The 24,466-nt window shown below is 71.6% G+C and carries 27 protein-coding genes; 18 read left to right on the top strand and 9 right to left on the bottom strand.

The window, feature by feature from the left end:
- Nucleotides 1–37: 37 nt before the first annotated feature.
- The 13 genes from ABKW26_RS14325 (at nucleotide 38) to ABKW26_RS14385 (ending at nucleotide 12,096) form a co-directional block, all read left to right on the top strand.
- Nucleotides 38–166 (top strand): hypothetical protein, encoded by a 129-nt coding sequence (locus ABKW26_RS14325; protein WP_348594455.1) that lies wholly within the window; start codon nucleotides 38–40, stop codon nucleotides 164–166.
- Complete coding sequence (locus tag ABKW26_RS14330) at nucleotides 163–1,011, top strand: nitrilase-related carbon-nitrogen hydrolase (RefSeq protein ID WP_348594456.1); 849 nt, start codon at nucleotides 163–165, stop codon at nucleotides 1,009–1,011. The genes ABKW26_RS14325 and ABKW26_RS14330 overlap by 4 nt, the downstream gene beginning before the upstream one ends.
- A 58-nt stretch (nucleotides 1,012–1,069) precedes the next feature.
- Complete coding sequence (hydA, locus tag ABKW26_RS14335; RefSeq protein WP_348594457.1) at nucleotides 1,070–2,485, top strand: dihydropyrimidinase; 1,416 nt, start codon at nucleotides 1,070–1,072, stop codon at nucleotides 2,483–2,485.
- Between the two features lie 72 nt (nucleotides 2,486–2,557).
- Nucleotides 2,558–3,589 (top strand): TIGR03842 family LLM class F420-dependent oxidoreductase, encoded by a 1,032-nt coding sequence (locus ABKW26_RS14340; protein ID WP_348594458.1) that lies wholly within the window; start codon nucleotides 2,558–2,560, stop codon nucleotides 3,587–3,589.
- On the top strand, nucleotides 3,586–4,464 hold the full coding sequence (locus ABKW26_RS14345; RefSeq protein ID WP_348594459.1) for an ABC transporter permease subunit: 879 nt from the start codon (nucleotides 3,586–3,588) through the stop codon (nucleotides 4,462–4,464). Before ABKW26_RS14340 ends, ABKW26_RS14345 begins: the two co-directional genes overlap by 4 nt.
- Nucleotides 4,461–5,339: an ABC transporter ATP-binding protein gene (locus tag ABKW26_RS14350; RefSeq protein ID WP_348594460.1), complete on the top strand. Its 879-nt coding sequence runs from the start codon at nucleotides 4,461–4,463 to the stop codon at nucleotides 5,337–5,339. The genes ABKW26_RS14345 and ABKW26_RS14350 overlap by 4 nt, the downstream gene beginning before the upstream one ends.
- Nucleotides 5,336–6,112: an ABC transporter permease subunit gene (locus ABKW26_RS14355; protein WP_348594461.1), complete on the top strand. Its 777-nt coding sequence runs from the start codon at nucleotides 5,336–5,338 to the stop codon at nucleotides 6,110–6,112. Before ABKW26_RS14350 ends, ABKW26_RS14355 begins: the two co-directional genes overlap by 4 nt.
- A 73-nt stretch (nucleotides 6,113–6,185) precedes the next feature.
- Nucleotides 6,186–7,343, top strand: a complete 1,158-nt coding sequence (locus ABKW26_RS14360; protein ID WP_348594462.1) for an ABC transporter substrate-binding protein — start codon at nucleotides 6,186–6,188, stop codon at nucleotides 7,341–7,343.
- Nucleotides 7,344–7,349: 6 nt separating this feature from the next.
- Nucleotides 7,350–8,669 carry an aspartate aminotransferase family protein gene (locus ABKW26_RS14365; protein ID WP_348594463.1) on the top strand — a complete coding sequence of 440 codons (1,320 nt, stop codon included), beginning with the start codon at nucleotides 7,350–7,352 and terminating at the stop codon, nucleotides 8,667–8,669.
- The gene (locus ABKW26_RS14370) at nucleotides 8,666–9,454 is read left to right on the top strand and encodes an SDR family oxidoreductase (RefSeq protein WP_348594464.1); all 789 of its coding nucleotides are present in this window, start codon (nucleotides 8,666–8,668) and stop codon (nucleotides 9,452–9,454) included. The genes ABKW26_RS14365 and ABKW26_RS14370 overlap by 4 nt, the downstream gene beginning before the upstream one ends.
- Before the next feature lie 106 nt (nucleotides 9,455–9,560).
- Nucleotides 9,561–9,845: a hypothetical protein gene (locus tag ABKW26_RS14375; RefSeq protein ID WP_348594465.1), complete on the top strand. Its 285-nt coding sequence runs from the start codon at nucleotides 9,561–9,563 to the stop codon at nucleotides 9,843–9,845.
- The gene (locus ABKW26_RS14380; RefSeq protein WP_348594466.1) at nucleotides 9,842–11,440 is read left to right on the top strand and encodes a WXG100 family type VII secretion target; all 1,599 of its coding nucleotides are present in this window, start codon (nucleotides 9,842–9,844) and stop codon (nucleotides 11,438–11,440) included. The genes ABKW26_RS14375 and ABKW26_RS14380 overlap by 4 nt, the downstream gene beginning before the upstream one ends.
- On the top strand, nucleotides 11,437–12,096 hold the full coding sequence (locus ABKW26_RS14385) for a hypothetical protein (RefSeq protein ID WP_348594467.1): 660 nt from the start codon (nucleotides 11,437–11,439) through the stop codon (nucleotides 12,094–12,096). The genes ABKW26_RS14380 and ABKW26_RS14385 overlap by 4 nt, the downstream gene beginning before the upstream one ends.
- Before the next feature lie 22 nt (nucleotides 12,097–12,118).
- Here ABKW26_RS14385 and ABKW26_RS14390 read toward each other — a convergent pair whose 3' ends face one another.
- A complete protein-coding gene (locus ABKW26_RS14390) occupies nucleotides 12,119–14,131 on the bottom strand; it encodes a DEAD/DEAH box helicase (protein ID WP_348594468.1) in 2,013 nt (670 codons plus the stop codon).
- Nucleotides 14,132–14,257: 126 nt separating this feature from the next.
- On the opposite strand from ABKW26_RS14390, the gene ABKW26_RS14395 reads away from it, so the two are divergent.
- From ABKW26_RS14395 to cofC, 3 genes are read left to right on the top strand one after another with little or no spacing between them, the layout of a single operon-like run.
- The gene (locus ABKW26_RS14395; RefSeq protein ID WP_348594469.1) at nucleotides 14,258–15,256 is read left to right on the top strand and encodes a TIGR03557 family F420-dependent LLM class oxidoreductase; all 999 of its coding nucleotides are present in this window, start codon (nucleotides 14,258–14,260) and stop codon (nucleotides 15,254–15,256) included.
- Nucleotides 15,253–16,083, top strand: a complete 831-nt coding sequence (locus tag ABKW26_RS14400) for a coenzyme F420-0:L-glutamate ligase (protein WP_348594470.1) — start codon at nucleotides 15,253–15,255, stop codon at nucleotides 16,081–16,083. The genes ABKW26_RS14395 and ABKW26_RS14400 overlap by 4 nt, the downstream gene beginning before the upstream one ends.
- A complete protein-coding gene (cofC, locus tag ABKW26_RS14405; RefSeq protein WP_348594471.1) occupies nucleotides 16,080–16,733 on the top strand; it encodes a 2-phospho-L-lactate guanylyltransferase in 654 nt (217 codons plus the stop codon). The genes ABKW26_RS14400 and cofC overlap by 4 nt, the downstream gene beginning before the upstream one ends.
- Before the next feature lie 3 nt (nucleotides 16,734–16,736).
- Here cofC and cofD read toward each other — a convergent pair whose 3' ends face one another.
- The 4 genes from cofD to ABKW26_RS14425 form a co-directional block, all read right to left on the bottom strand.
- Nucleotides 16,737–17,741 (bottom strand): 2-phospho-L-lactate transferase, encoded by a 1,005-nt coding sequence (cofD, locus tag ABKW26_RS14410; protein WP_348594472.1) that lies wholly within the window; start codon nucleotides 17,739–17,741, stop codon nucleotides 16,737–16,739.
- A gap of 73 nt (nucleotides 17,742–17,814) precedes the next feature.
- Nucleotides 17,815–18,264: a hypothetical protein gene (locus ABKW26_RS14415; RefSeq protein WP_348594473.1), complete on the bottom strand. Its 450-nt coding sequence runs from the start codon at nucleotides 18,262–18,264 to the stop codon at nucleotides 17,815–17,817.
- 84 nt (nucleotides 18,265–18,348) lie between these two features.
- Nucleotides 18,349–18,633 (bottom strand): hypothetical protein, encoded by a 285-nt coding sequence (locus ABKW26_RS14420; RefSeq protein ID WP_348594474.1) that lies wholly within the window; start codon nucleotides 18,631–18,633, stop codon nucleotides 18,349–18,351.
- Between the two features lie 91 nt (nucleotides 18,634–18,724).
- Nucleotides 18,725–19,315 (bottom strand): HhH-GPD-type base excision DNA repair protein, encoded by a 591-nt coding sequence (locus tag ABKW26_RS14425; RefSeq protein WP_348594475.1) that lies wholly within the window; start codon nucleotides 19,313–19,315, stop codon nucleotides 18,725–18,727.
- A 153-nt stretch (nucleotides 19,316–19,468) separates the two neighbouring features.
- Here ABKW26_RS14425 and ABKW26_RS14430 point away from each other — a divergent pair, with 153 nt between their 5' ends.
- Complete coding sequence (locus tag ABKW26_RS14430) at nucleotides 19,469–19,888, top strand: CoA-binding protein (protein WP_348594476.1); 420 nt, start codon at nucleotides 19,469–19,471, stop codon at nucleotides 19,886–19,888.
- A 24-nt stretch (nucleotides 19,889–19,912) separates the two neighbouring features.
- On the opposite strand, the gene ABKW26_RS14435 is transcribed toward ABKW26_RS14430, so the two are convergent.
- The 4 genes from ABKW26_RS14435 to proC all read right to left on the bottom strand — a co-directional run bounded on the left by ABKW26_RS14435 (nucleotide 19,913) and on the right by proC (nucleotide 23,961).
- Entirely contained in the window at nucleotides 19,913–20,701 is a 789-nt protein-coding gene (locus ABKW26_RS14435) for a putative F420-0 ABC transporter ATP-binding protein (protein ID WP_348594477.1), read from the bottom strand.
- Nucleotides 20,698–21,861: a putative F420-0 ABC transporter permease subunit gene (locus ABKW26_RS14440; protein WP_348594478.1), complete on the bottom strand. Its 1,164-nt coding sequence runs from the start codon at nucleotides 21,859–21,861 to the stop codon at nucleotides 20,698–20,700. The genes ABKW26_RS14435 and ABKW26_RS14440 overlap by 4 nt, the downstream gene beginning before the upstream one ends.
- A gap of 15 nt (nucleotides 21,862–21,876) precedes the next feature.
- Entirely contained in the window at nucleotides 21,877–22,878 is a 1,002-nt protein-coding gene (locus ABKW26_RS14445; protein WP_348594501.1) for a putative F420-0 ABC transporter substrate-binding protein, read from the bottom strand.
- Nucleotides 22,879–23,124: 246 nt separating this feature from the next.
- A complete protein-coding gene (proC, locus tag ABKW26_RS14450; RefSeq protein WP_348594479.1) occupies nucleotides 23,125–23,961 on the bottom strand; it encodes a pyrroline-5-carboxylate reductase in 837 nt (278 codons plus the stop codon).
- A 291-nt stretch (nucleotides 23,962–24,252) separates the two neighbouring features.
- Here proC and ABKW26_RS14455 point away from each other — a divergent pair, with 291 nt between their 5' ends.
- The gene (locus tag ABKW26_RS14455; RefSeq protein WP_348594480.1) at nucleotides 24,253–24,444 is read left to right on the top strand and encodes a hypothetical protein; all 192 of its coding nucleotides are present in this window, start codon (nucleotides 24,253–24,255) and stop codon (nucleotides 24,442–24,444) included.
- The last annotated feature ends 22 nt before the right edge of the window (nucleotides 24,445–24,466 follow it).

Here is a 24,466-nt window from a genome sequence, read left to right on the forward strand (position 1 = left end):
GGACGACGTCCCTGAGGCCGAGCACCAGGGAATTTACGTGACCGACATCAGCGCGGTCGACAACAGCCCGCACGGTAACCCGAGCGAAATGTTCAAGCCCCAGGGTGACACCAACGACGCGGAAGCCACCACCCCCGCAGCAGCCCGACCCGAGGAGCGACGTTGAGCATCGTCAGAACAGCACTGACCCAGACCCCGTGGACCGGCGACAAGGAGTCGATGATCGCCCGGCACGAGGAGTTCACACGCCAGGCGGCCGCCGAGGGTGCCCAGATCATCTGCTACCAGGAGCTCTTCTACGGCCCCTACTTCGGCATCACGCAGGACCCGAGGTACTACGAGTACGCGGAGTCCGTCCCCGGACCGACCGTCGAGCGCTTCCAGGCTCTCGCCAAGGAGCTCTCGATCGTCATCGTCCTGCCCGTGTACGAGGAGGACCAGCCCGGCGTCCTCTACAACACGGCCGCCGTCATCGACGCCGACGGCACCTACCTCGGCAAGTACCGCAAGCACCACATCCCGCACCTGCCGAAGTTCTGGGAGAAGTTCTACTTCCGTCCCGGCAACCTCGGGTACCCGGTGTTCGACACCGCCGTCGGGAAGGTCGGCGTGAACATCTGCTACGACCGCCACTTCCCCGAAGGATGGCGCGCGCTCGCCCTCAACGGTGCGCAGATCGTGTTCAACCCCAACGCGACCGCACCCGGCATCTCCAACCGTCTCTGGGAGATCGAGCAGCCCGCAGCAGCCGTCGCGAACGGGTACTTCGTCGTCGCGACCAACCGCGTGGGGCTCGAGGACAACGAGTACGGCGACGAGGCCGTGAACTTCTACGGCAGCTCCTACGTCGTCGGGCCCGACGGCGCCTTCGTCGGCGAGGTCGGCTCGTCCACCGAGGCCCAGATGTTCGTGCGGGACATCGACCTCGACCAGATCCGCGTCGTGCGTGAACGCTGGCAGTTCTTCCGTGACCGTCGACCCGACGCGTACGGGCCGCTCGTCGCCCCCTGACGGCCACGACCCACCGCGCCGGCGCCCGCCGGGCACCCGCTGACGAGAAGGAGAACGCATGTACACGCTCATCACCGGCGGCACCGTCGTCAGCTCGACGGGCTCCGGCCTCGCGGACGTCCTCGTCGAGGACGAGACGATCGCCGCCGTCCTCGCGCCCGGCTCAGCCGTGCTCGGGGAGACGTTCCTCGCCGGGATCGACCGCGTCATCGACGCGACCGGCAAGTACGTGGTCCCGGGTGGCATCGACGCGCACACCCACATGGAGATGCCGTTCGGCGGCACGTCCGCCTCTGACACCTTCGAGACCGGCACCCGCGCGGCGGCGTGGGGCGGCACGACGACGATCATCGACTTCTCCGTCCAGTACGCCGGCCAGGACGTCCTCACGCAGTTCGCGGCCTGGCACGAGAAGGCCGCGGGGAAGTGCGCGATCGACTACGCCTTCCACCAGATCCTCGGCGGCGTCGACGACGTCTCCCTCGCCGCGATGGACACGCTCATCGACGAGGGCGTCTCGAGCTTCAAGCTCTTCATGGCCTACAAGGACGTGTTCCTCTCCGACGACGGCCAGATCGTCCGTGCCATGCAGCGCGCCGCCCACAACGGGGGGCTGCTCATGATGCACGCCGAGAACGGCAGCGTCATCGACCTCCTCCAGCACCAGGCGCTCCAGCGCGGGGAGACCGGACCGCTGCACCACGGCCTCACGCGACCGTGGCAGACCGAGGAGGAGGCCACCTACCGGGCGATCCGCCTCGCCGACCTCACCGGGGCGCCCCTCTACGTCGTCCACGTCTCGGCGAAGCAGGCCGTCCAGCGGATCGCCGAGGCCCGGGACACCGGGCAGAACGTCTTCGGCGAGACGTGCCCGCAGTACCTGTGGCTCTCCCTCGAGGAACAGCTCGGCGCCCCCGGTTTCGACGGCGCCAAGTGGGTGTGCTCCACGCCGCTGCGCTCGCGGGCGGAAGGTCACCAGGAGCACATGTGGCAGGCGCTGCGGACGAACGACCTCCAGCTCGTGAGCACCGACCACTGCCCGTTCTGCATGAAAGGGCAGAAGGAGCTCGGCGTCGGGGACTTCACGAAGATCCCCAACGGCATCGGTTCGGTCGAGCACCGGCTCGACCTCGTCTACCAGGGCGTCGTCACCGGCAAGATCTCGCTCGAGCGGTGGGTCGAGATCTGCTGCACCACCCCCGCGCGGATGTTCGGCATCTATGGCACCAAGGGAGTCATCCAGCCGGGCGCGGACGCTGACATCGTCGTGTACGACCCCGCCGGGCACACGAGCATCTCCGTCGACACCCACCACATGAACCTCGACTACTCCGCCTGGGAGGGCTTCGAGATCGACGGCCACGTCGACACGGTTCTCTCCCGCGGCTCCGTGATCGTCGACGCCGGTGAGTACCACGGCCGCGCCGGGCACGGCCGCTACCTCAAGCGCGGACTGTCGCAGTACCTCCTCTGAGCGTCCCCTCACCTGAGCAACCCCTCGCTCGAGCCCTCCACGCTCGAGCACCCCACGTCGAAAGGCCCCCGCATGGACTTCGGTGTCGTCCTGCAGACCAACCCGCCCGCCTCGCGGACGATCGAGCTGACCCGGCTGGCCGAGACCCACGGCTTCTCGCACGCGTGGACGTTCGACTCCCACCTGCTGTGGCAGGAGCCGTTCGTCATCTACGCGCAGATGCTCGCCGCGACGCGCAAGATCGTCGTCGGTCCGATGGTCACGAACCCGTCCACGCGCGACTGGACCGTCCTCGCCTCGCTCTTCGCGACGCTCAACGAGATGTACGGCAACCGGACCGTCTGCGGCATCGGGCGCGGCGACTCGGCCGTGCGCGTCCTCAACGGGCGTCCCTCGAACCTGGCGACCCTGCGCGAGTCGATCCACGTCATCCGCGAGCTCGCGAACAGTCGCAGCGTCGAGGTCAACGGCGCCACCCTGCAGTTCCCGTGGAGCAAGGGCTCCGAGCTGGAGATGTGGGTCGCGGCCTACGGCCCGCTCGCGCTCAAGCTCACCGGCGAGGTGGGCGACGGCTTCATCCTCCAGCTCGCCGACCCGGACATCGCCGCGTGGATGATCAAGGCCGTCAAGGACTCGGCCGAGAAGGCCGGGCGGGACCCGGACGCCATCCGCTTCTGCGTCGCGGCTCCCATGTACGTCGGCAACGGCGACTCGCCCGCCGAGCGCGCCCACATGCGTGAGCAGTGCCGGTGGTTCGGCGGCATGGTGGGCAACCACGTCGCGGACATCGTCACCAAGTACGGGGCGGACGCAGTCGTGCCGAAGGCGCTCACCGACTACATCGCCGACCGCCAGGGCTACGACTACAACGAGCACGGGCGCTCGGGGAACACCCACGCGGCCTTCGTCCCGGACGAGATCGTCGAGCGGTTCTGCCTCCTCGGCAGCCCGCGCGAGCACATCGAGAAGCTCGAGGCCCTGCGCGACCTCGGTGTCCACCAGTTCGCCGGCTACCTCCAGCACGACAACAAGGAGGAGACGCTGCGCCAGTACGGCGAGCGGATCATCCCGAACCTGTCCGACCACGTCGTGGCCAAGGCATGACGACCGGGGGCCGTGGCCGCCAGGTCGCCCTCGCCGCGACGGGTGGCGTGGCCGGGCTCGTGCTCTGGGAGGCTTACAAGGCTGTCGGACCGGAGACCGGCTTCTCCGTCGGGTCGGTCGCGCTCCTGCCACGGACCTCCGACCTCGCCATGCCCCACACGTGGGAGGTCGTCGCACGGTTCGGGCAGCCCACGTCGTCGGCCCCGGACGCGCCGACCGTCCTCGCCGATCTCGTCGCCGCCAGCGCCACGACCCTGGGGATCGCGCTCGCGGGCTGGCTCGTCGGCGTCGTCGTCGGTGTGCTGCTCGCGCTCGCCATGACCCGGCTGCGGGTGGCGCAGGACGCGCTCCTGCCGTGGATCATCCTCAGCCAGACCGTCCCGCTCGTCGCCCTCGCCCCGCTCGTCGCGGGCTGGAGCGGCTCGATCGCCGTCGGACCCTTCGAGTGGACCCCGTGGATGTCGGTCGCGCTCATCGCCTCCTACCTCGCGTTCTTCCCGGTCGCGGTCGGCATGCTCAAGGGCCTCACGTCGCCCGAGGTCATCCACACCGACCTCATGCGCTCCTACGACGCGGGCTGGCTGCGCACCGTGTGGTCCCTGCGGCTGCCGGCGAGCGTCCCCTACGCGCTCCCGGCGCTCCGGCTCGGCGCCGCGGCCGCCATCGTCGGTGCGATCGTCGCCGAGGTGTCGACCGGGACGGACGGCGGCATCGGTCGCCTCGTCATCACGTACGCGCAGTCCGCGAGCGGGGACCCCGCCAAGCCGTGGACCGCGATCGTCGCGGCCTCGCTCCTCGGCCTCGTCGCCGCGGGCCTCGTCTCGCTCCTCGGCCTGGGGCTGCGCCGCTACCGCTTCTCGGAGGTCACACCATGAACGAGCTCACCACCCACGAGGCACATCACGCGGCAGAGCCCGAGGTGTCTGCTGCCGGTCCGGCAGCCGCTGTCGTCGCGCGCGGGGTCGGCAAGACCTTCCGCAGCGGCCGAGGGACGGTCGTCGCCCTCGACGGGGTGGATCTCACGGTCGCCGCCGGTGAGATCGTGTCGCTCATCGGCCCGTCCGGGTGCGGCAAGTCGACGCTCCTGCGCCTCGTCGCGGACCTCGACCACCCCACGTCGGGCACGCTCGAGGTCTTCGGTCGCAGCGCTGCCGACGCCCGTGCGAACCAGGACTACGGCATCGTCTTCCAGAGCGCGGGTCTCCTGCCGTGGCGCACGGTCCGGGCGAACGTCGAGCTCCCGCTCGAGCTCCACGGCACGGGCCGGGCGCAACGGCGGGTGCGGGCGCTCGAGCTCCTCGACCTCGTCGGGCTCGGGGACTTCGTCGACAGCTACCCGCACCAGCTCTCCGGCGGCATGCAGCAGCGCGTGGCGATCGCCCGGGCGCTCGCCGAGGAGCCGAGCCTGCTCCTCATGGACGAGCCCTTCGGGGCGCTCGACGAGATGACGCGCGAGCGCATGCAGAGCGAGCTCCTGAGCATCTGCGCGCAGACGCGAGCGGCGGTCGTGTTCGTCACCCACTCGATCCCGGAGGCCGTCTACCTCTCCGACCGCGTCGTCGTCATGTCTCCCCGCCCCGGGCGGATCACGGGCATCGTGCCGGTCGACCTGGGCGGCGCGGGCGACCGCGTCGACGGGCTCCGCGAGGACACCGCGTTCTTCACCGCCGTCACCCGGGTGCGCGAAGCGCTGCACGACGGGTCCGGGCACAGCGCCCCGGCGGGGCGGCGCGGGGGAGACGTCCGATGACGGCCGCCGCAGGCTGGCGCACCGTGAGCCGCTGGGTCGCGCCCGTGCTCCTCGGCATGCTCGTCCTGGTCGCCTGGGAGTCGTTCGTCGTGCAGCGCGACATCAAGCCCTACCTGCTGCCGAGCCCGTCGGCGATCTGGGAGCAGGCGGTCCTCTCCCGGTCGCTCGTCGGTGACGCGATGCTCGCGACCGGCCGCAACGTCGTCGTCGGCCTCGTCGCCGGGACGGTCCTCGCCGTCGCGCTCGCGCTCGTGGCCGCCCGCAGCCCGCTCCTCGACGGCGTCGTGTCGCCCGCCGCCGCGGCAGCCGGCGTCATGCCGATCGTGGCCCTCGCGCCGGCGCTCAACACGATGTTCGGCACGACGTCGACGACGCCTCGCCAGATCATCGTCGCCGTCGTCGTCTTCGCGCCCGTCTTCGTCACGACGCTCAAGGGGCTCCGCCAGGTCCAGCCCGTCCACGTCGACCTCCTGCGCGCCTACGCCGCCACGCCGTGGCAGCTCGCCCGCACCGTGACCATCCCCGGCGCGCTCCCGTACCTCTTCACCGGCATCCGCATCGCGTCGTCCGTCGCGGTCATCTCCGCGGTCGTCGCCGAGTACTTCGGTGGGCTCCAGGACGGTCTCGGCTCGCGGATCACGTCCGCAGCGGCGAACAGCGCCTACCCGAGGGCGTGGGCCTTCGTCCTCGGCGCCGTCGTCCTCGGCCTCACCTTCTACCTCCTCACCCTCCTGCTCGAGCGCGCAGTGCATCGCGGTCGCGCCGCCTCCTGACCCTCCCGACCGTCACCCCACCCCTGCAGGTCACCCTCCAGCACGACACCCACCAGAGCACGGAAGGACCACCATGAGCCGTTCCACCACCCGAGCGATCGGGACGATCACCGTCGCCACCACCCTCGCCGCCCTCGCGCTCGCCGGCTGCAGCACCACGGAGTCGTCCTCCGAGGAGACCGGCACCACCGCGGAGGGCCTGACGGAGGTCAGCCTCCAGCTCCAGTGGTTCAGCCAGGGCCAGTTCGCCGGGTACATCGCCGCGCGCGACAAGGGCTTCTACGAGGACGCCGGCCTCGACGTCGAGATCCTCGAGGGCGGCGTCGACATCGTGCCGCAGACCGCGCTCGCCAGCGACCAGGTCGACTTCGCGATCGCCTGGGTGCCCAAGGCGCTCGCCTCGCGTGAGCAGGGGGCAGGCATCACGAACGTCGCCCAGGTCTACCAGCGCTCCGGAACGCTTCAGGTGGCGTTCGCGGAGAGCGGCATCACGAGCGCAGCCGACCTCACCGGGAAGAACGTCGGCAACTGGGGCTTCGGCAACGAGTTCGAGCTCTTCGCCGGCATGGCCGAGGCCGGCCTCGACCCGGCGAGCGACGTGACGCTCGTCCAGCAGCAGTTCGACATGAACGCGCTCCTGGCCGGCGACATCGACGCGGCCCAGGCGATGACGTACAACGAGTACGCGCAGCTCCTCGAGGCCGAGAACCCCGCCACCGGTGAGCTCTACACCGCGGAAGACTTCACGGTCGTCGACTGGAACGACGAGGGCACCGCCATGCTCCAGGACGCCATCTGGGCGAGCACCGAACGCCTCGCGAACGACCCCGCGTACGAGGAGACGACCGTCGCGTTCCTCAAGGCCTCGCTCCAGGGATGGATCTACTGCCGCGACAACGCCGAGGAATGCCGCGACATGGTCGTGGCCGCCGGCTCCCAGCTCGGCGCCAGCCACCAGCTGTGGCAGGTCAACGAGGTGAACAAGCTCGTGTGGCCGTCACCGGACGGCATCGGGACCATCGACCAGGCCGCCTGGGACCAGACCGTCGACGTCGCCCTGACGACCGTCAACGACCAGGGCTCGACCGTCATCACCACGGCGCCCGACGCCGAGGCGTTCACGAACGAGTACGTCGAGCAGGCGCTCGAGCAGCTCGAGGCCGACGGTCTCGACATCACCGGTACGGGCTTCGAGCCGATCACCGTCGAGCTCGAGGCCGGGGGCGAGTGAGGGCGCATGACGACAGCACACGCACCGGCTGACGACGCCCTCGCCCTCGACCGCGCCCACGTCTTCCACTCCTGGTCCGCACAGGGTGCCCTCGCGCCCCTGACGATCGCCGGCGGGCTGGGCTGCGAGGTCTGGGACTCCACGGGCCGCCGCTACCTCGACTTCTCGTCCCAGCTCGTCAACGTCAACATCGGCCACCAGCACCCTCGCGTCGTCGCCGCGATCAAGGATCAGGCGGACCTCCTGACGACCGTCGCTCCGGGCCACGCGAACCTGGCCCGGGGGCGCGCCGCCCAGCGCATCACGCAGCGCGCCCCCGCGGGGATGAGCAAGGTGTTCTTCACGAACGGAGGCGCCGACGCGAACGAGAACGCCATCCGGATGGCCCGTCTGCACACGGGCCGGGACAAGATCGTCTCGGGCTACCGCTCCTACCACGGCAACACCGGGGCCGCGGTCGTCGCGACCGGCGACTGGCGGCGCGTCCCCAACGAGTACGCGCGCGGTCACGTCCACGTCTTCACGCCGTACCTCTACCGGACGGACTTCTGGGCCGTCGACGAGGCACAGGAGTGCGAACGTGCGCTCGCCCACCTCGACCGCGTGCTCCGGTGCGAGGGGCCGTCGTCCGTCGCGGCGATCCTCCTCGAGACGGTCCCCGGGACCGCCGGCGTCCTCACCCCTCCGCCCGGCTACCTCGCCGGCGTCCGCGCGCTCGCCGACCGGTACGGCATCCTCGTCATCCTCGACGAGGTCATGGCGGGCTTCGGTCGCACCGGCTCGTGGTTCGCCTTCGACGACCACGACATCCGTCCCGACCTCGTGACCTTCGCCAAGGGCGTCAACTCCGGGTACGTCCCGGCCGGCGGCGTCATCATCTCCGACGAGATCGCGGCGACCTTCGACGAGCAGGTGTTCCCGGGCGGTCTCACCTACTCCGGCCACCCGCTCGCCATGGCCTCGATCGTCGCGACGCTCGACGCGATGGCCGACGAGCGGGTCGTCGAGAACGCCCGCCGCGTCGGCGCCGAGGCGATCGGACCGGGCCTCGCGGCGCTCGCCGCGTCGCACCCGAGCATCGGTGACATCCGAGGCAGCGGCGTATTCTGGGCGCTCGAGCTCGTCGGCGACCCCGGTACGCGGGAGCCCGTCGGCCCGCAGGCGATGGCGCTCGTGCGCGCCGGATGCCTCGACCGTGGGCTCCTGCCCTTCACCGCCGACAACCGCATCCACGTCGTGCCACCGTGCGTCGTGACGGCCGACGAGGTCGCCACCGCGCTCGCCGTGTACGACGAGGTCCTGACCACACTCGAGGAGTCCCTGTGACCACCAGCAGCACCCAGCCGCCCACCGATTCGGCCCGACCGCGCCGCGCAGTGGTCACCGGCGCGTCCTCCGGGATCGGCGCCGCGACCGTCGAGCTCCTGCGCTCGCGCGGGTGGGACGTCGTCGCCGTCGCCCGGCGGGCGGACCGGCTCGACGCGCTCGCGGAGCGCACGGGCGCCGTCGCGGTCCAGGCGGACATCACGTCCGACGACGACGTCGCCCGGCTCGTCGAGACCGTCGTCGCCGGGGGCCCGGTGGACGCGGTCGTCAACAACGCCGGGGGAGCACTCGGCGCCGACCGCGTCGCCGACGCCGACCTCGACCTGTGGCGCCGGATGTACGAGCTCAACGTCCTCGGCACCTTCCGCGTCGTCCAGGGCTTCCTCCCCGCGCTGCGCGAGAGCGAGGGCGACGTCGTCGTCATCACGTCCACCGCCGCCCACGAGCCCTACGAGGGCGGGGGCGGCTACGTCGCCGCGAAGTACGCGGAGCGTGTCGCCGCCCGGACGCTGCGCCTCGAGCTCGTCGGCGAGCCGTTGCGCGTCATCGAGATCGCCCCGGGGATGGTCCACACCGACGAGTTCTCCCTCACCCGCTTCGGCGGTGACCAGGCCAAGGCCGACGCCGTCTACGCCGGGGTCCCCGGCCCGCTGCTCGCCGGGGACGTCGCCGAGGTCGTCCGGTGGAGCCTCGAGCAGCCGGCCCACGTGAACATCGACACGCTCGTCGTGCGTCCGCGCGCACAGGGCTCGTACACGAAGACGCACCGAGTGACGACCGACTGAGGCGGGCGGTCGGGCACTTGTCCCCATCGCGGGGCCCAGCCTCGTGCGGTTGCATGGGCACACGACGAGCACCGGGGCTCGCAGACGGACCGAGAGGGGGAGACGGATGAGCGAGGTCTGGGTGAACGAGGCCGGGCTCGACGCCCTCGCGACGGGTGTCACGACGGCAGGCGAGACCCTCTCCACGGGGCGAACCGCCCACGCCTCCGCCGCCGGGGGTGACCTCGGCCTCGCGACGGCGCGGCACGAGGCTGCGGTGGACCGCTGGCAGGGTGGGCTGTCCACCGCTGTCGCAGCGCTCGCCGAGACCGCCGCGGCGATCACCGCGAGCGCCGCTGCGTATCGCGCGAGCGACGAGGACCAGTCGATCGTCTTCACGGGTGTCGAGTGAGCACCGCCGTGTACCGGGCAGTGTCGTCGATCGACTGGAACGCCCGCGTCCGCGACCTCTGGGCGTTCCTCGACGACGTCCAGTCGATGGGCTTCTCGTTCGACCCGCGTGACATCCTCGACAACCTCTCGGTGCTGTGGGACCTCGTCAACAAGGGCTGGGACCTCATGACGGAGCCACCGCCGGGCGACCCTGAGGCAGCCCGAGCGGCGGCGACGCGCTGGTCCGACCTCAAGGCGTCCCTCGACGCGGTCTCGGACGCTCTGACGACACAGCGCTCGAGCATCGGTGACAGCTGGACAGGGACGGCGGCGAGCGCCTGCCGGACGTCGCTCACCGCGCTCGGCACGTCGCTCGACGAGTCGGCGGAGCTCGCCGACACTGCACGTCGGACGCTCGAGACGTACGCGGACGAGCTCGAGAGCGCGCACGCCCGCCACGCCGAGGTGGGCGAGAACCTCCGCTCGGCAGGCGCTCGGATCGGGCCCTGCAGCCCCTGGGATGTGGCCGACATGCTGCGCGACATCATCGGTGACGTGTGCGACGCGGTGCGTGCCGCGATCGCCGCGTACTCCGGAGCGGCGGAGGCCGCGCAGGTGTGCGACCACGCACTCGACATCGTCACTGGCTCGATGCCGTTCCCGGACGGCGTGGTCGGGCTGACGGCCGTCGACTCGATCAACCTCGTCGACAGGCAGGGGAGCGAGACCCGTCCCTTGGTGGGCGACACGGCGCGCCGAGCGCAGGAGGCGTACGACGCGCTGTCCCCGGCCGACCGCGCGGCGGTCGACGCGCTGCTCGCCGGCGCGCCCGGCCCGCAGCACAAGGCATGGGTCCTCGCGGCGCTCGCGGGTGGGAGCGATGTCGCGACACTCGGCCGGTTCGCGGACCGCATCGTCGGCATGCCGGCGGGCGATCTGCCTGCGGTGCTCGACCCGACGAGCTCGGGGGTCACGGGCCAGGAGACGACCGGCAGCCCGAGGGTGCCGGTGCTTCACCAGACCACCGACACGACGTGCGGATCGGCGTCCCTCATCGTCGCGCGGATGCTCGCCGACCCGGTGTACGCGCTCCGGATGCTCGACGGATACGATGCCGTGACCGGCACCACCGTCCCTGGCGGTTCCACTCCTGACGGCATCGCGGAACGGTTCGCGACGGAGGAGCAGGCCGTCCAGGGTCGGACCAACTCGGTGACCGACCGCTCCGGCGGGTGGAAGATGCCCTGGCCGTCAGCGATCGGCACGTCTCCGTGGGGCGCGAGCGAGGAGATGAACAACGGAGCCGGCATCCCCGGAACGGGCTACCACGTCTCGATGATCGACTCGGACAGCCCAGCGGACGCGCAGCGCGCCTACGACCAGGTGGCGAGGGCCGTCGACAGCGGGCGCCCGGTCCCGCTCTACACGGGCTCGGACAACGCGCCCCGCCACGTGGTCCTCGTCGTCGGGCGTGAGCCCGACGGTGACCTCCAGATCTACAACCCGGCCCTGGGGACCGTGAGAACGGTGAGCGAGGAAGGGTTCGTCTCCGGCGGGGACGAGCTCTTTGACGCCGGGTCATGGCGGCGTCCGTGGGCCGTGGTCACGCCGTGAGCCGTGCACAGACCTCGCGCACACGGCGGACCCCGGCTCGGGTGGCGCCGGTCGTCGTGCTCACGGCTGCGCTCCTCGTGCTCACCGGCTGCGAACCAGACGCACCCGCGGCGAACGATCTCGACAGATCACGTGCTGCCGCCCTGGTCGAGGTGCTGTGGTTCAACGAGGACTGGGCGAACCCCGGCGGCCCGGCGGTCACCGGGCCTGACCGCCCGTACGAGCGTCCGTACACGAACTGGTACGAGGATGGAGAAGGCACCCCGACCGAGGCGGTGCGTGCGCACGTCGCTCGCGCGCGGGCCGCCGGGTGGGTACCCGTCTACGGTCTGTGCGACGACCTGGTGCAGGACGAGACCGACGAGGGCGAACCGTTCACGAGATCCGACGAGATCGTCGTCCACCTCGCGCGCACGCTGCCCGACGGCAGTCCCGCCAACGCAGAGATGCTCGCTACCCGTACGGGTGCCGGGAGGTTCGACCTCGGCGTGGACGTCTATGCGCTCTACCACCTCGACACCGTGACCCCCGAGCCATTCGAGGAGGTGAGTCTCGACTCGCTGCTGTGCGTGGGGGAGGACGGCGATCGGGAGACCGTCGGCACCCCGATGCCGCTCGAACGGATCGGCACCATGGCCGGCCCGTCCTGGGAGTGAAGGAGGTCGTCACCGTCCTCGCTCACGCGCCCAGGTCGTCCGCGCTCCACCCGGGCTCCAGGACGAGCGTCGTCGCCGCGACCTCCCCGACGAGGTCGAAGAAGCCTTCGTGCGCCCCGCTCTCCGGGTCCTCGACCGTCTCGGACGCGTAGAGGATGACGAAGTCGACCGGCCGCCCGTCGTCCTTCTTGCGGATCACACGTCCGAGACGCTGCACCATCTGACGGCGGGACCTGCTCGCGGTCATGACGATCCCGAGGTCGACCGTGGGCAGGTCGATGCCCTCGTCGAGCAGCTTCGGTGCGGCGAGCGCTTGCAGCCGACCGGTGCGCAGGGCGGTGATGGCATCCAGACGCTCCGCGTGGTTCATGCCGCTGTGCATCGCCGAGGCCGAGACGTCCCAGGAGCGCAGCCTCCTCGCCGCTTCCTCGGCGGTCGTCGTCGACTGCGTGAAGAGCACAGCACCCTGGGATGCCCGCACGGCCTCGGCGAGCTCCTCGACGGCATCGAGCTTGCCCTCGAGCTCGGCGAGGTGCGTGCGGCGTTCCCGCATCGCGCCCGAGGCGCTCCGCGCCGCGAACCCCAGCCTCCCGGGGATGCCCGAGAGCCGGGCGAGCTGCTGCGAGATGTCGCCAGCTCCCTGGAGCGCCCCAGCAGCCCGGAGCGTCTTGAGACCGTTGGAGATCTTCTGGCCCAGGACCTCGTAGGTGACCGCTTCGTCGTCGGACATGGCCACCGGTGCCATGATCAGGCGGAAGGGCGCGACGACGCGCTCGCGGACGGCCCGGTCGAAGCCGACGGAGAGGACGGTCCGGCCGAAGTAGGGCGCGAGGACGCGGCCGATCGCGTCGTCCGAGCGTTCGAGCGTCGCCGTGAGCCCGAGCCTGCGACCGTAGCCGCTGCGCAGCGCGTGCTGGTAGGAGTCCGCCCCGTACCGGTGGACCTCGTCCGCGACGAGGAGGGAGTCGCCCGAGAGCACGCTCAGGTCCGTCTTGGTCGCCGAGTGCACGACCGCGATCGTCACGTCGGCGTGCTCCGGGCGACCGCGGGCCGTCCCGCCGAGCGTCGCGACGCGCAGGTGCGGGAGGAAGTCCGCGAAGCGTCGGACCCACTGGTCCTGCAGGTCGATCGTCGGGACGAGGACCGTCGACCGCTCGCCGGCGCGTGCGGCGTGGGCGACGGCCTCGAGGCCGACGTGCGTCTTGCCGGTGCCGGTGACGGCCTCGACGATGCCCTCGCAGCCGTTCGCGTACCAGAGGGACATCGCCTCTCGCTGCCAGCTCATGAGACCGAGCTCCTCGCCCGGCGCGGGGCGTGCGGCAGCGGAGGGGCGAGGCGGTGGGAGCGGTGTGGCCGGGGAGTCCGCCACGAGTGCGGCGTACGCGTCGCGGTCCTGAGCCGCCCGGGCGGACCGTCGCGAGGGGACGGTCTCGCCGGGAGCGGTCCCGACGGCTGCCTGGGCGGGCGCTGTCGTCGCCAGCCGCCATCGCGGCACCGTGGAGTCGTCGCGCTCGAAGGTGCCGACGTCGCCGTAGAGGACCGCGTTGACCTCCACCTTGGCGGCAGTCGCTCCGTCGTGGGTCTTCAGCCACAGCGCGATCTCTCGTGCTGACGAGTGAGGCGCGTCGGTCAGCGCGCGGGCGACGGCGAGCGACAGGGGAGTGCTCGTAGGGTCGGCGGTCGTCGAGCTCACGAGGGACGCGGACTGCAGACCGGGTTCTCCACCCGGGGTCGTCGCGCCGTGGACTCGACCGAGGAAGGTGAGCTGACCGTGGACCGCGGCGACGGCCCGGCCGTCCTCGTCGACCCACACGCGCCCGCCGGACGGCTTGATCGCCAAGAGCTGCGCGGTGATCTCCTGCGCTGCGTCAGCTCCGACGATCACGTCCAGTGTCACGCCGTCGCTCATCCGGGTCATCGTGCCCGACGGGACGAGCCGCCAGCGGTCGAGACCCGCCGGGCCGTCCCACGGGTCACCGGGGGCGAGAGCCTCGGCATCGGTGAGCCGTTCGGGCCCTGGTGTTCGGAAGCTCACGTGCCCTCAGCTCAGATCTTCGACGTCGTGCGCCCCACCCTACGGACAGGAGGCATCACGCCCGGCGCGCCGACCGACTCGTGGAAGGTAGGCGGGACCGGCGGGACCAGGTACTAGGCTGTCGTGATGGACCTGACCATCGGCTATGCAGCCATGCTCGAGCAGTTTCATCCGACCGACATCATCGCCCTCTCGGAGTACGCGGAGACACAGGGCTTCAGCGGGGTGATGGCTGCCGACCACTTCCAGCCGTGGGTGCCTCAGCAGGGACAGAGCGCGTTCGTGTGGAATGTGCTCTCCGCCCTCGGTGAGCGCACCAAGGGCGACCTCGGCCCCGGCGTGACTGCCCCCACGTTCCGGTGGCACCCGGCGATGGTCGCGCAGGCGTCGGCGACGCTCGCGGCGATGTATCCCGGGCGCCACTGGCTCGGTCTCGGATCGGGTGAGGCGCTCAACGAGCACATCATCGGCCAGTACTGGCCCGAGGCACCCGAGCGCATCAACCGCATGTTCGAGGCGATCGACGTCATCAAGAAGCTCTTCGCCGCGAGCCTGGCCGGCAAGGATGTCAAGCACTCCGGGCCGTTCTACAAGCTCGAGTCGACGCGCCTGTGGACCATGCCCGAGGTCGCCCCGGAGATCCTCGTCGCGACGGCCGGCCCGGTGACCGCCAAGCGGGCGGGCAAGCACGCCGACGGCCTCATCACCGTCGGTGCGCCGCTCGAGAAGATCTCGATGCTCTTCGGCAAGTTCGACGACGGTGCTCGCGAGTCCGGACGCGACCCCGAGGGCATGCCGAAGGTGCTCCAGATCCACCTCTCGTGGGCGGAGACCGACGAGGAAGCCATGGTCAACGCGATGACCGAGTGGCCGAACGGCGGCATGAAGTTCCCCAAGGCCGACATCCGGTCGCCTTTCGAGTTCGAGCAGATCGCGAAGCTCGTGCGCCCGGAGGACTTCGAGGGCCGCATGGTCATCTCGAGCGACCCGGACGTCCACCGCGAGAACATCCAGAAGTACGTGGACCTCGGCTTCGACCGCATCTACCTCCACAACGTCGGCCGCAACCAGCGCGAGTGGATCGACGTGTTCGGCCGGGACGTGCTGCCCAAGCTCGTCCGGTGAGCGAGGGCTCGACGACCGGGTCGCTCCCAGCGCCCGAGATCCGGGTCTGGGCTCTCGACGGCATGCCCGAGATCGCCCCGGGCGACGACCTCGTCGCCCTCGTCGTGGCGGCGGTCGCGGACCGGTCCGCCGCGGTCCGCGGGCTCGAGGACGGCGACGTCGTCGTCGTGACGAGCAAGATCGTCTCGAAGGCCGAGGGGCGCGTCGTCGCGGCCGAGGACCGTGAGCAGGCGATCACGGACGAGACGGTCCGCGTCGTGGCGTCGCGGGCGCACCCGGGGGGCGTGACGCGCATCGTCGAGAACCGTCTGGGCCTCGTCATGGCCGCGGCCGGCGTCGACGCGAGCAACACGCCCGAGGGGACGGTGCTGCTCCTGCCCGCCGACCCGGACGAGTCGGCTCGTCGCCTGCGAGCGGGCCTCGCGGAGCGCCTCGGGGTCCGCGTCGGCGTCATCGTCACGGACACGGCCGGGCGGCCGTGGCGTGCGGGCCAGACGGACATCGCGATCGGGGCGGCCGGGGTGCAGGTGATGGACGACCTGCGCGGTCAGACCGACACCCAGGGTCGTCCGCTCACCGTGACGGTCGCTGCCGTGGCGGACGAGATCGCCGCCGCCGCCGAGCTCGTCAAGGGCAAGGCGAGCGGGCGGCCCGTCGCCGTGGTGCGTGGTCTCGCCCACCTCACGCTCGACGACGACGGCCCCGGCGCGCGGGCGCTCGTCAGGCTCGGGACGGAGGACATGTTCGCCCAGGGCAGCGCGGAGGCCTATGCGCAGGGTTGGAAGGACGCGGTCGACGGAGGCCCGAGCGAAGGCACGCACCGGTGACCTGGACCCTGGTCGTCCCGGTCAAGGTCGTCTCGCTGGCGAAGACTCGTCTCGCCGGTGACCTCGACCCCGGAGAACGCGTCGCTCTCGTGCGGGCGATGGTCCTCGACACCCTGGCGGCCGCGTGCGCCACCTCCGCGGTGAGCCGGGTGCTGGTCGTCACGGACGACCAGCAGGTCGTGACCGATCTGCGTGCGACCCACACGGCGCGCGTCGGCATCGTCCCCGAGCCCGTGCCCGCGCAGGGCCTGAACGCTGCGATACGCGCGGGGATCGCTCACGCCCGCTCGACGGCGCCCGTCCCGGTCGCCGTCCTGCTCGGTGACCTGCCCGCGCTCCGCCCGGAGGACCTCGACGCGGCCTTGCTCGCGGCGTCCAGGCACGCTCTCGGCGTGGTCGTCGATGCCGACGGGACCGGTACGACTCTCCTCACGGCGGCAGCCGGCGTCGAGCTGATCCCGGCCTTCGGCGTCGGCTCGGCGGCAGAGCACCGCCGGCGCGGTCACGTCGAGCTCGACGTCCCGGTGCGGTCCGGCCTGCGGCACGACGTCGACGTGCTGACGGACCTCGTCGCCGTCGCCGCGCTCGGCCCCGGCCCGAGGACGGCCGAGGTGCTCGCCGGTCTGGTCGGACGGCTCGCGGGGGTCTGAGCGCTACCCGACCCCGACGAGGTCGAGGGCCGCAGCGGCCATCTGCGCGGTCGCGGCGACGTCGGTCATGAGCAGCGGGACCGCGCGCGTGCGGATCCCCGCCGCCTCGAGCCCTGGGACGGCGTCGGCGTCCACGTCGTCGACGAGCCAGCCGTCGAGGATCCCGCCGGCGGATCCCGTGGCGCCGTACCAGAGGGCGACAGCGGCGGCGTTCGTCTCGACGCCGATCGCGGTCAGGCACGCGTCGGCCATCCCGCGCAGGGCCGCGCCCCCGATGATCGGCGACACCCCGACGACCGGCGCGGGTCCGGCGCGCAGCGCCTCACGGATGCCCGGGACGGTGAGGATCGTCCCGACGGACACGACCGGGTTCGACGGCGGGAGGAGGACGAGGTCCGCGGTCGAGATCGCCTCGAGGACCTGGGGCGTGGCCGACGCGGAGTCGAGACCGACCTGCTCGAAGCGGCGCGCCGGGAGACCTGCGCGGTGGCGCACCCACCACTCCTCGAAGTGGATGCGACGCTCGGGGTCGTCCTGCGTGCCGGATCCGACGACGACGTGGGTCTCGACGGGCTGGTCGCTCATCGGCAGCAGCGTGACGCCGGGCTCCCAACGACGGCAGAGGTGGGCCGTCGCCTCGGTGAGCGTCTTGCCCTCCTGCAGGAGCTGGGTGCGGGCGAGGTGCGTCGCGAGGTCGAGGTCGCCGAGGGTGAACCAGTCCCAGCCGAGGTCGTAGGCCGCGAGGTCGTGAGAGACCCGGCTCGACTCGTCCTGCCGCCCCCACCCCTGACCCTCGTGGATCGCCCCGCCGAGGGTGTACATGACGGTGTCGAGGTCCGGGCACACGCGGACCCCGTGGAGCCACATGTCGTCGCCGGTGTTGGCGACGACGGTGACCTCTGCTGTCGTCCCGCCCACCCCGTCCGGGTAGCGGTTCGCGAGCAGGTGCAGGAGACCTCGGGTGAAGCGAGCGCCGCCGACGCCACCTGCGAGGAGTGTGATCTTCATGGGTGGAGGCTATCGAAGGTGGTGCCGGCCCCGGACGGGCCCGGCCTCGAGCAGCACCGGTGGTCGCGCACCCTCAGGTGTCCCGTTCCCCGTCCGACCGAACCGTCGTGACGAAGGCGACGGCGACGTAGGAGCACTTCGAGAAGTCGATCGAGGGATCGCGCATCTGGGTCGGGTCGATGACGACGGCAAGAGCGACGGGGAAGTCGACCATCGTCGGGTGGAGCGCCTGACCGACGATCCGGGGTGCCATGACGAGCCCGAAGACGGTCGCTCGCACGGTGCCGTCGGTCTCGACGTGGACGCACTGAGGATCGAGTCCTGCGACGGGTATGCCCTGGGCTGCGAGGGCGTCGACCGTGCTCGTGAACCTCAGCGGTCTGGTCGCCACCGCGAGCGCGTAGTCGGGGCGGTCGGGTCCCGGCAGCATCCGCAGGAGCCGCGCGGTCACCGGCAGCTGGTCGGTCAGCTCCTCGGGACCGACGTCGAACGAGGTGATCTCCACATGGGGGCCGGCGGTCATGTCGCTCCGTGGGGCAGGTCGGTCAGGGACGGGTGCGTGCCCGAGTGTGGCACGGACGGTGGGCCGACCAGCGCGCAGCAGCTCTCACGACTGGGGGTCGGAGGTGCCGTCGAGGAGGCGCTGGACCGCCTCGACGGCCTCGGCGGCCGCCCCGCCGTCACCGGCCGCTGCCGGTTCTGTGGGAGCGGCGTCCGGATCGGTCGGTGCTCCGTCCTTCGGGGTGGACGTCGATGCGCTGGGCGTGGGCTCCGGGGCTTCGTCGCCGGAGCACGCGGTGAGACCGAGCGCCGTCGCGAGACTGATCGTGAGGGCTGCCTTGATCGTCCTGCGGATCGTGGTGGGACGCTGGCTGAGGGGATGGGAGGTCATGCGGCGACCGTAGGCGGCGCGACATCGGGCCCACCCTCCCTTACCGCGATCTGTGGACGGGCGTTCGTCCTGCGCGGCCTGTGGGCGACCTCTATCCCTTGGCGCTCTTCGCCGCCTTGGCTGCGGCCTTCGCCGCCTGTTTCGTCGCGCGGACCTCACCGAGGCTCGTCGGGTCGGTGACGTCGGCGATGGACCGCCGTGCGCCCTCGTCGCCGTAGGCCCCCGCAGCCTCGCGCCAGCCGGCAGGCTCCACGCCGTACTGCTTGCCGAGCAGCGCGACGAAGATTCGCGCCTTCTGGTCGCCGAACCCGGGTAGCGCCTTGAGGCGGCGCAGGAGCTCGGCACCGTCAGGGTCGCCGTCGGTCCAGAGCCGGGAGACGTCGCCGTCGTACGTCCCGACGAGCGCTTGCGCGACGCCCTGGATCCGCCCGGCCATCGACCCGGGGTAGCGGTGCACCGCCGGTGGCGTGGCGCACAGCGCGACGAACTCGTCCGGGTCGGCGTCCGCGACAGCGCGCACGTCGAGGCCACCCATCCTCTGGGCGATCGTGGACGGTCCGGCGAACGCACTCTCCATCGTCACCTGCTGGTCGAGGAGCATCCCGACGAGCAGCGCGAACGGATCGCTCGTGAGCAGGTGGTCGGCCTCCGGATCACCGGTGAGCCACAGGTCCTGTGCCATGAGCCCATCCTGCCAGGCGGCCGGACCGACGACTCGGCGAGCAGCGGCCGGACAGGGATCCACGACGTGCGGGTGGCACTCGCCGGGCGCTGACCTTCCGCCCGTACGTCGGGGCGAGGACCACGTGCATGCCGCGTGTGGTTTCGTAGGACCATGACGCACTCCAACGACGACGCCGTGATCCGCCGACTCCTCACCACACCGGGGAGGTGGGCGGTCGTCGGCCTCTCGGACAACCGTGCGCGCGTCGCCTACGACGTCGCCTCGTACGTCCAGGGCCTCGGGATGGAGATCGTGCCCGTGCACCCGAAGGCGCAGACGGTGCACGGTGCACCCGGTTTCGCGACCCTCGCCGACGTTCCGGGCCCGGTGGACGTCGTCGACGTGTTCGTCCGGTCCGAGCTCGCCGGCGAGGTCGTCGACCAGGCGATCGCCATCGGAGCGAGGGCCGTGTGGCTCCAGCTCGGGGTCGTCGACGAGGCCGCGGCCGCCCGTGCCGCAGCAGCCGGTCTCGACGTCGTCATGGACACGTGCCCCGCGATCGAGGCACCGCACCTCGGCATCCAGGTCTAGCCCCGGGCGGACGACACCGACGGCTCAGCGGCCGCTGAACGTCAGCACGGGCCTGCCGCTCACCGGGTGCCGCAGGATCTCGGTCCGGACCCCGTACACGTCGTCGACGATCTCCGGCACGAGCACGTCCGCGACCGCGCCGGCAGCGACGACCCGTCCGGCGGACAGGAGGATGACGTGATCGCACGCGCCGGCGGCGAGGTTGAGGTCGTGGAGAGCCGCGAAGACGGTGACACCGTCGGCGGCGAGCTTGCCGAGCAGGGCCATGGTCGCCAGCTGGGCGGCGATGTCGAGGTGGTTCGTCGGCTCGTCGAGAAGGAGGACTGCGGGCTCCTGGGCCAGCGCCCGTGCGACGTGCACCCGCTGACGCTCACCGCCCGAGAGCGTCGAGAGGTCCCGCTCCGCGAGCTCGACGAGGCCGAGCCGCTCGAGCACGGCGCGGGCGACCTGCCGGTCTGCGGCACTGTCGCCCGCGAGCAACGACCGGTGGGGGATGCGCCCGAGCAGCACCGCGTCGAGCACGGTGAGCGCAACGTCTGTCGTGGCGTCCTGCTCGACGAACGCGAGCATGCGTGCCCGCTCACGCCGTCTCGTCGCGAGGAGGTCCGTGCGACCGAGGGTCACGGTGCCGCCGTCAGGGTCCTGGACACCCGCCACGAGCCGCAGGAGGGTCGACTTCCCCGAACCGTTCGGCCCGAGCAGCCCGGTGACCGACCCGGCCGGGACCGTGCAGTCGACGCCGTCGACCACGAGCGTGCCACCGACGGACCAGCTGACCCGCGAGGTCGAGAGGTCAGCAGCAGGGTGTGTCATGTCGACCTCTTCCCACGCCACAGGACGAGCGCGAAGACCGGCGCCCCGATCGCGGCCGTCACGATGCCGACCGGCAGCTCGCGCGGTGCGAAGACGGTGCGTGCGGCGGTGTCCGCCCACACGAGGAATGTCGCACCGAGGAGGGCGGAGAGAGGCAGGAGCAGCCGGTGGCGCACTCCCGCGACGAGCCGGACGACGTGCGGGAGGATGAGCCCGACGAAGCCGATCGACCCGGAGACCGAGACGAGCGCCCCGGTGAGGAGCGCCACCGCCACGAGGAGGGCCCAGCGCGTGCGGTTCACCGAGACGCCGAGAGCCGAGGCGGCCGTGTCCCCGAACGTGAAGGCGTCGAGCACGGAGCCGGTCGCGGCGAGGACCGTGCCGAGCACGAGGAGCGCGCCGGCCGCGATCGCCACGGACGTCCACGTGGCGCCCGCCACCGAACCCATGAGCCAGGAGAGGATCTCGCGATAGGAGTCCCCTGTGGCGGACCAGAAGATGATGAACGACGTCCCGGCCGCGCAGAGCTGGCTCACGGCGAGACCGGCGAGGATCGTGCGGGTCGGTGTGATGGACCCCATCGCACCGGCGAGGAGCAGGGCGGCTGCCAGTGCCGCGACCGCACCGACGAACGCGGCGACCGGCAGCAGCACGGCACTCCCGAGGACGAGCACGCACACCGCTCCGAGCGACGCGCCGGAGGACAGGCCGAGGAGATAGGGGTCGGCGAGCGGGTTGCGGGTCACGGACTGCATGACGACCCCGCAGAGGGCCAGGCCTGCGCCGACGGCCGCTGCCGTGAGGACCCGGGGGAGGCGCAGCTGCCACACCATCCCGTCCTGCAGCAGCGGGACGGCGTCGAGGCGGAGCACGCTGCCCAGCCCGAGGTGGTGCGCGACCGACCGCCACACGTCGCCGGCGCGGATCTCCGTCGGGCCGATCGTCACGGCCACCACGACGGTGGCGACGAGTGCGACGACCGCGCCGGCGAGCCACGCGATCGAGCGGACGTGCTCACGACGTCGCGGTCCACCGACGGGCGCGCGGTCCGCGCCGGTCGAGGACGGCGCGGCAACGGTACCGGTCGCCGTGCCGGCCTGCCGGGAGTCGCCGGGTGCCGAGGGAGCCCCCCGCCCTGGCGCGTCGTGCACGGTCGTCATCGATGGCGCTCCAGCTCAGTCTGCGGTGGTCTCGAGCGAGGCGAGCTGCTCGCTGAGGTGCTCCACGGCCCACACGCTGCGGACGCCCGCCTCGGTCGCCGGGAACGGCACCTCGAGGTAGCGGCCCTCGCGCACCGCCGTGAGGTTCGCGGTGGCGGGGTTGCCCTCGAGCATCTCGATCTTCGAGTCGGCGCTGTTCCAGGGAGAGTCGACGAGGATGATGACGTCGGGGTCGGCGGCGATCGCCTCCTCCCACGAGAACGGGCTCCAGGTGTCGTGGATCTCGGCAGCGATGTTCTCCACCCCGACGGCGTCCATGATCATCTGGGGGGCGCCGATCCCGGCGCCCACGTAGGGGATGTCCGAGCCCGAGGAGTACCACAGCGCAGTCAGGCCGCGGTCGTCGGCGACGACCGCGTCGAGGTCCGCACGCTGGCTCGCGACGAGCTCGGCTGCGTCGGCCGAGACGTCGAACACCTCGCCGACCTCCTCGATCTCGGCGAAGACGTCGTCGAAGGTCAACGGGTCCGGCTGGTAGTCGGCGTCCTTGCAGGCCGAGGGAGCGACGTACGTCGCGATGCCGAACGCGGCGAACGAGTCGCGCGCGCCCGCCCCCTCGGCGGTGACGTTCGACTCCCACCCGGCGTAGACGAGGTCGGGTGCGAGCGCGAGGACGGCCTCCTGGCCCGGCACCTTGTCCGACAGCGGTGTGTCGATCGCGGGGTTCGCCGCGGCGTCCTCCGCGAGCCAGTCGGCCACCGGACCGTCGGGGTACGCGGTGCCGACGACACGGTCGCCGACACCGAGCGCCAGGAGCATCTCGGTGGTGCTCGACTTGATCGTCACGACCGCGGTCGGTGCCGTGTCGAAGGTGACCTCGACGCCACAGTTGTCGAGCGTCAGCGGATACGCGGTCGAGGCCGAGGCCGAGGTGGTCGCGTCGGCCTCGGGGGTCGGGCTCGTCCCGGCGTCGGAGGAGCACGCGGCGGTCGTCAGGGCGAGGAGGCCGACGACCACGGCGGTGGTCGCGCGGCGCGCGGTCGTCCCTCGCTCAGGGGCCCGACGAGGGGTCAGCGAGGTGGGGCGGGGGCCGGTCAGGGGCACGTGGGATCTCCGGGGCAGGGAAGCGTCATCGGGAGGGCGCGGCTACCGCGCGCCGGAGATCAGCGGTCCAAGTCAGGAGCCGCGTCACCGAGCCACATCAGGCCCGGGATCGTCACGCCAGGATACGCCGCACGAGGAGCGGGCCGCACCGGCCGCCGCTCAGGAGCCCGCGGCCAGCTCCTGGTCGCGGGCGATGGTCTCCGTGACGCCGTGCACCACGGTGGCCAGGAATCCGCGGTCCTCCAGGGCGACGAGACCTGCGACCGTCGTGCCACCCGGAGAGCACACCGTGTCGATGAGCTCCCAGGGGGTGCGGTCCGACTCGAGGACCATCTGCGCGCTCCCGAGGACGGTCTGCGCGGCGATCCGCGTCGCGAGGTCCTTCGCCATGCCGGCCTTGACCGCGCCCCGTGCGAGCGAGTCGATGAAGAGGTACGCGAACGCGGGTGCGCTGCCGGCGACGGCCGTGAACGTCGAGAACTGGCCCTCGGGAAGCTCGATCGCGTCGCCGACCGCCGCGAACATCCCGAGCACGAGCTCGACGTCCTGGGCGGTCGCGGCCGTGTTCCCGCAGACGGCGGCCATGCCGGCACCGATCATCGCGTTGACGTTGGGCATGACCCGGACCACGGCCTGACGCGGCCCGGTCGTCGCAGGGGTCGTCCCGGCGGCGAGCAGCTCCTCGATCCGGGCGAGAGGAGTGCCCGCCGCGATGGACACGACGACACGGCGCCTGTCGCCGATCTGCGCCGCGAGCGGGGTCAGCACGGCGGGCAGGACCTGAGGCTTGACGGCGAGGACGACGACGTCCGCGAGCTCGACGAGATCGGCGTTCGAGGCGGCCACGCGCACACCGAGCTCGTCGCCGAGGGCGTCGCGCTTCGCGGCGTCCGGGTCGAACACGACGATGTCGGCCGCACTCAGGAAGCCGTCGGAGAGGACCCCGCGGACGATCGCGGTGGCCATGTTCCCGGTGCCGATGAATCCGACGGTCATGTCTGCCTGCCTTCTCCTGGGTGGACGTGCGCCCTCACCGTATCGGGTGTTCGTCCCGGGTCTTGCCCCCGTGCGTGCACGCCTGGCATGATGCTCCCGTGACTTCCGCCGACCGCACCGACAGCGCCCGCATCCTGCGTGCGTCGTCCGCCGTCCCGGTCGTCGTCTGTTCTGCTGCGTGTTGTTGAGGCCATCGCCTCCGACCGCCCTGCCCGACGCTGCCTGACGACCTCTCCGCGAGGGATCGGTCTCGCCCGCGCCAGGCGCCGCCAGAACCCGCAAGGACAACCCATGGTCACGCTCGACGTCCTCTCCGCAGCCCCCCTCACGATCGAGATGCTCGTCTCTCGCGACATCTCCGCATTCTCCGAGCGCACCACGCGCACGCGCAGGTACGATGGACTCACAGGCGTCGACCCGGCCATCACCGGTGAGCCTCCGGAAGAACAGGCAGCACGGCGCTCGCGCCGCGTGCCCCAGTAGAACCGGACGGGTACGGCCCGTC

The organism is Sanguibacter sp. 25GB23B1, assembly GCF_040012415.1.
In the GTDB taxonomy this organism is placed as follows: Bacteria; Actinomycetota; Actinomycetes; order Actinomycetales; family Cellulomonadaceae; genus Sanguibacter.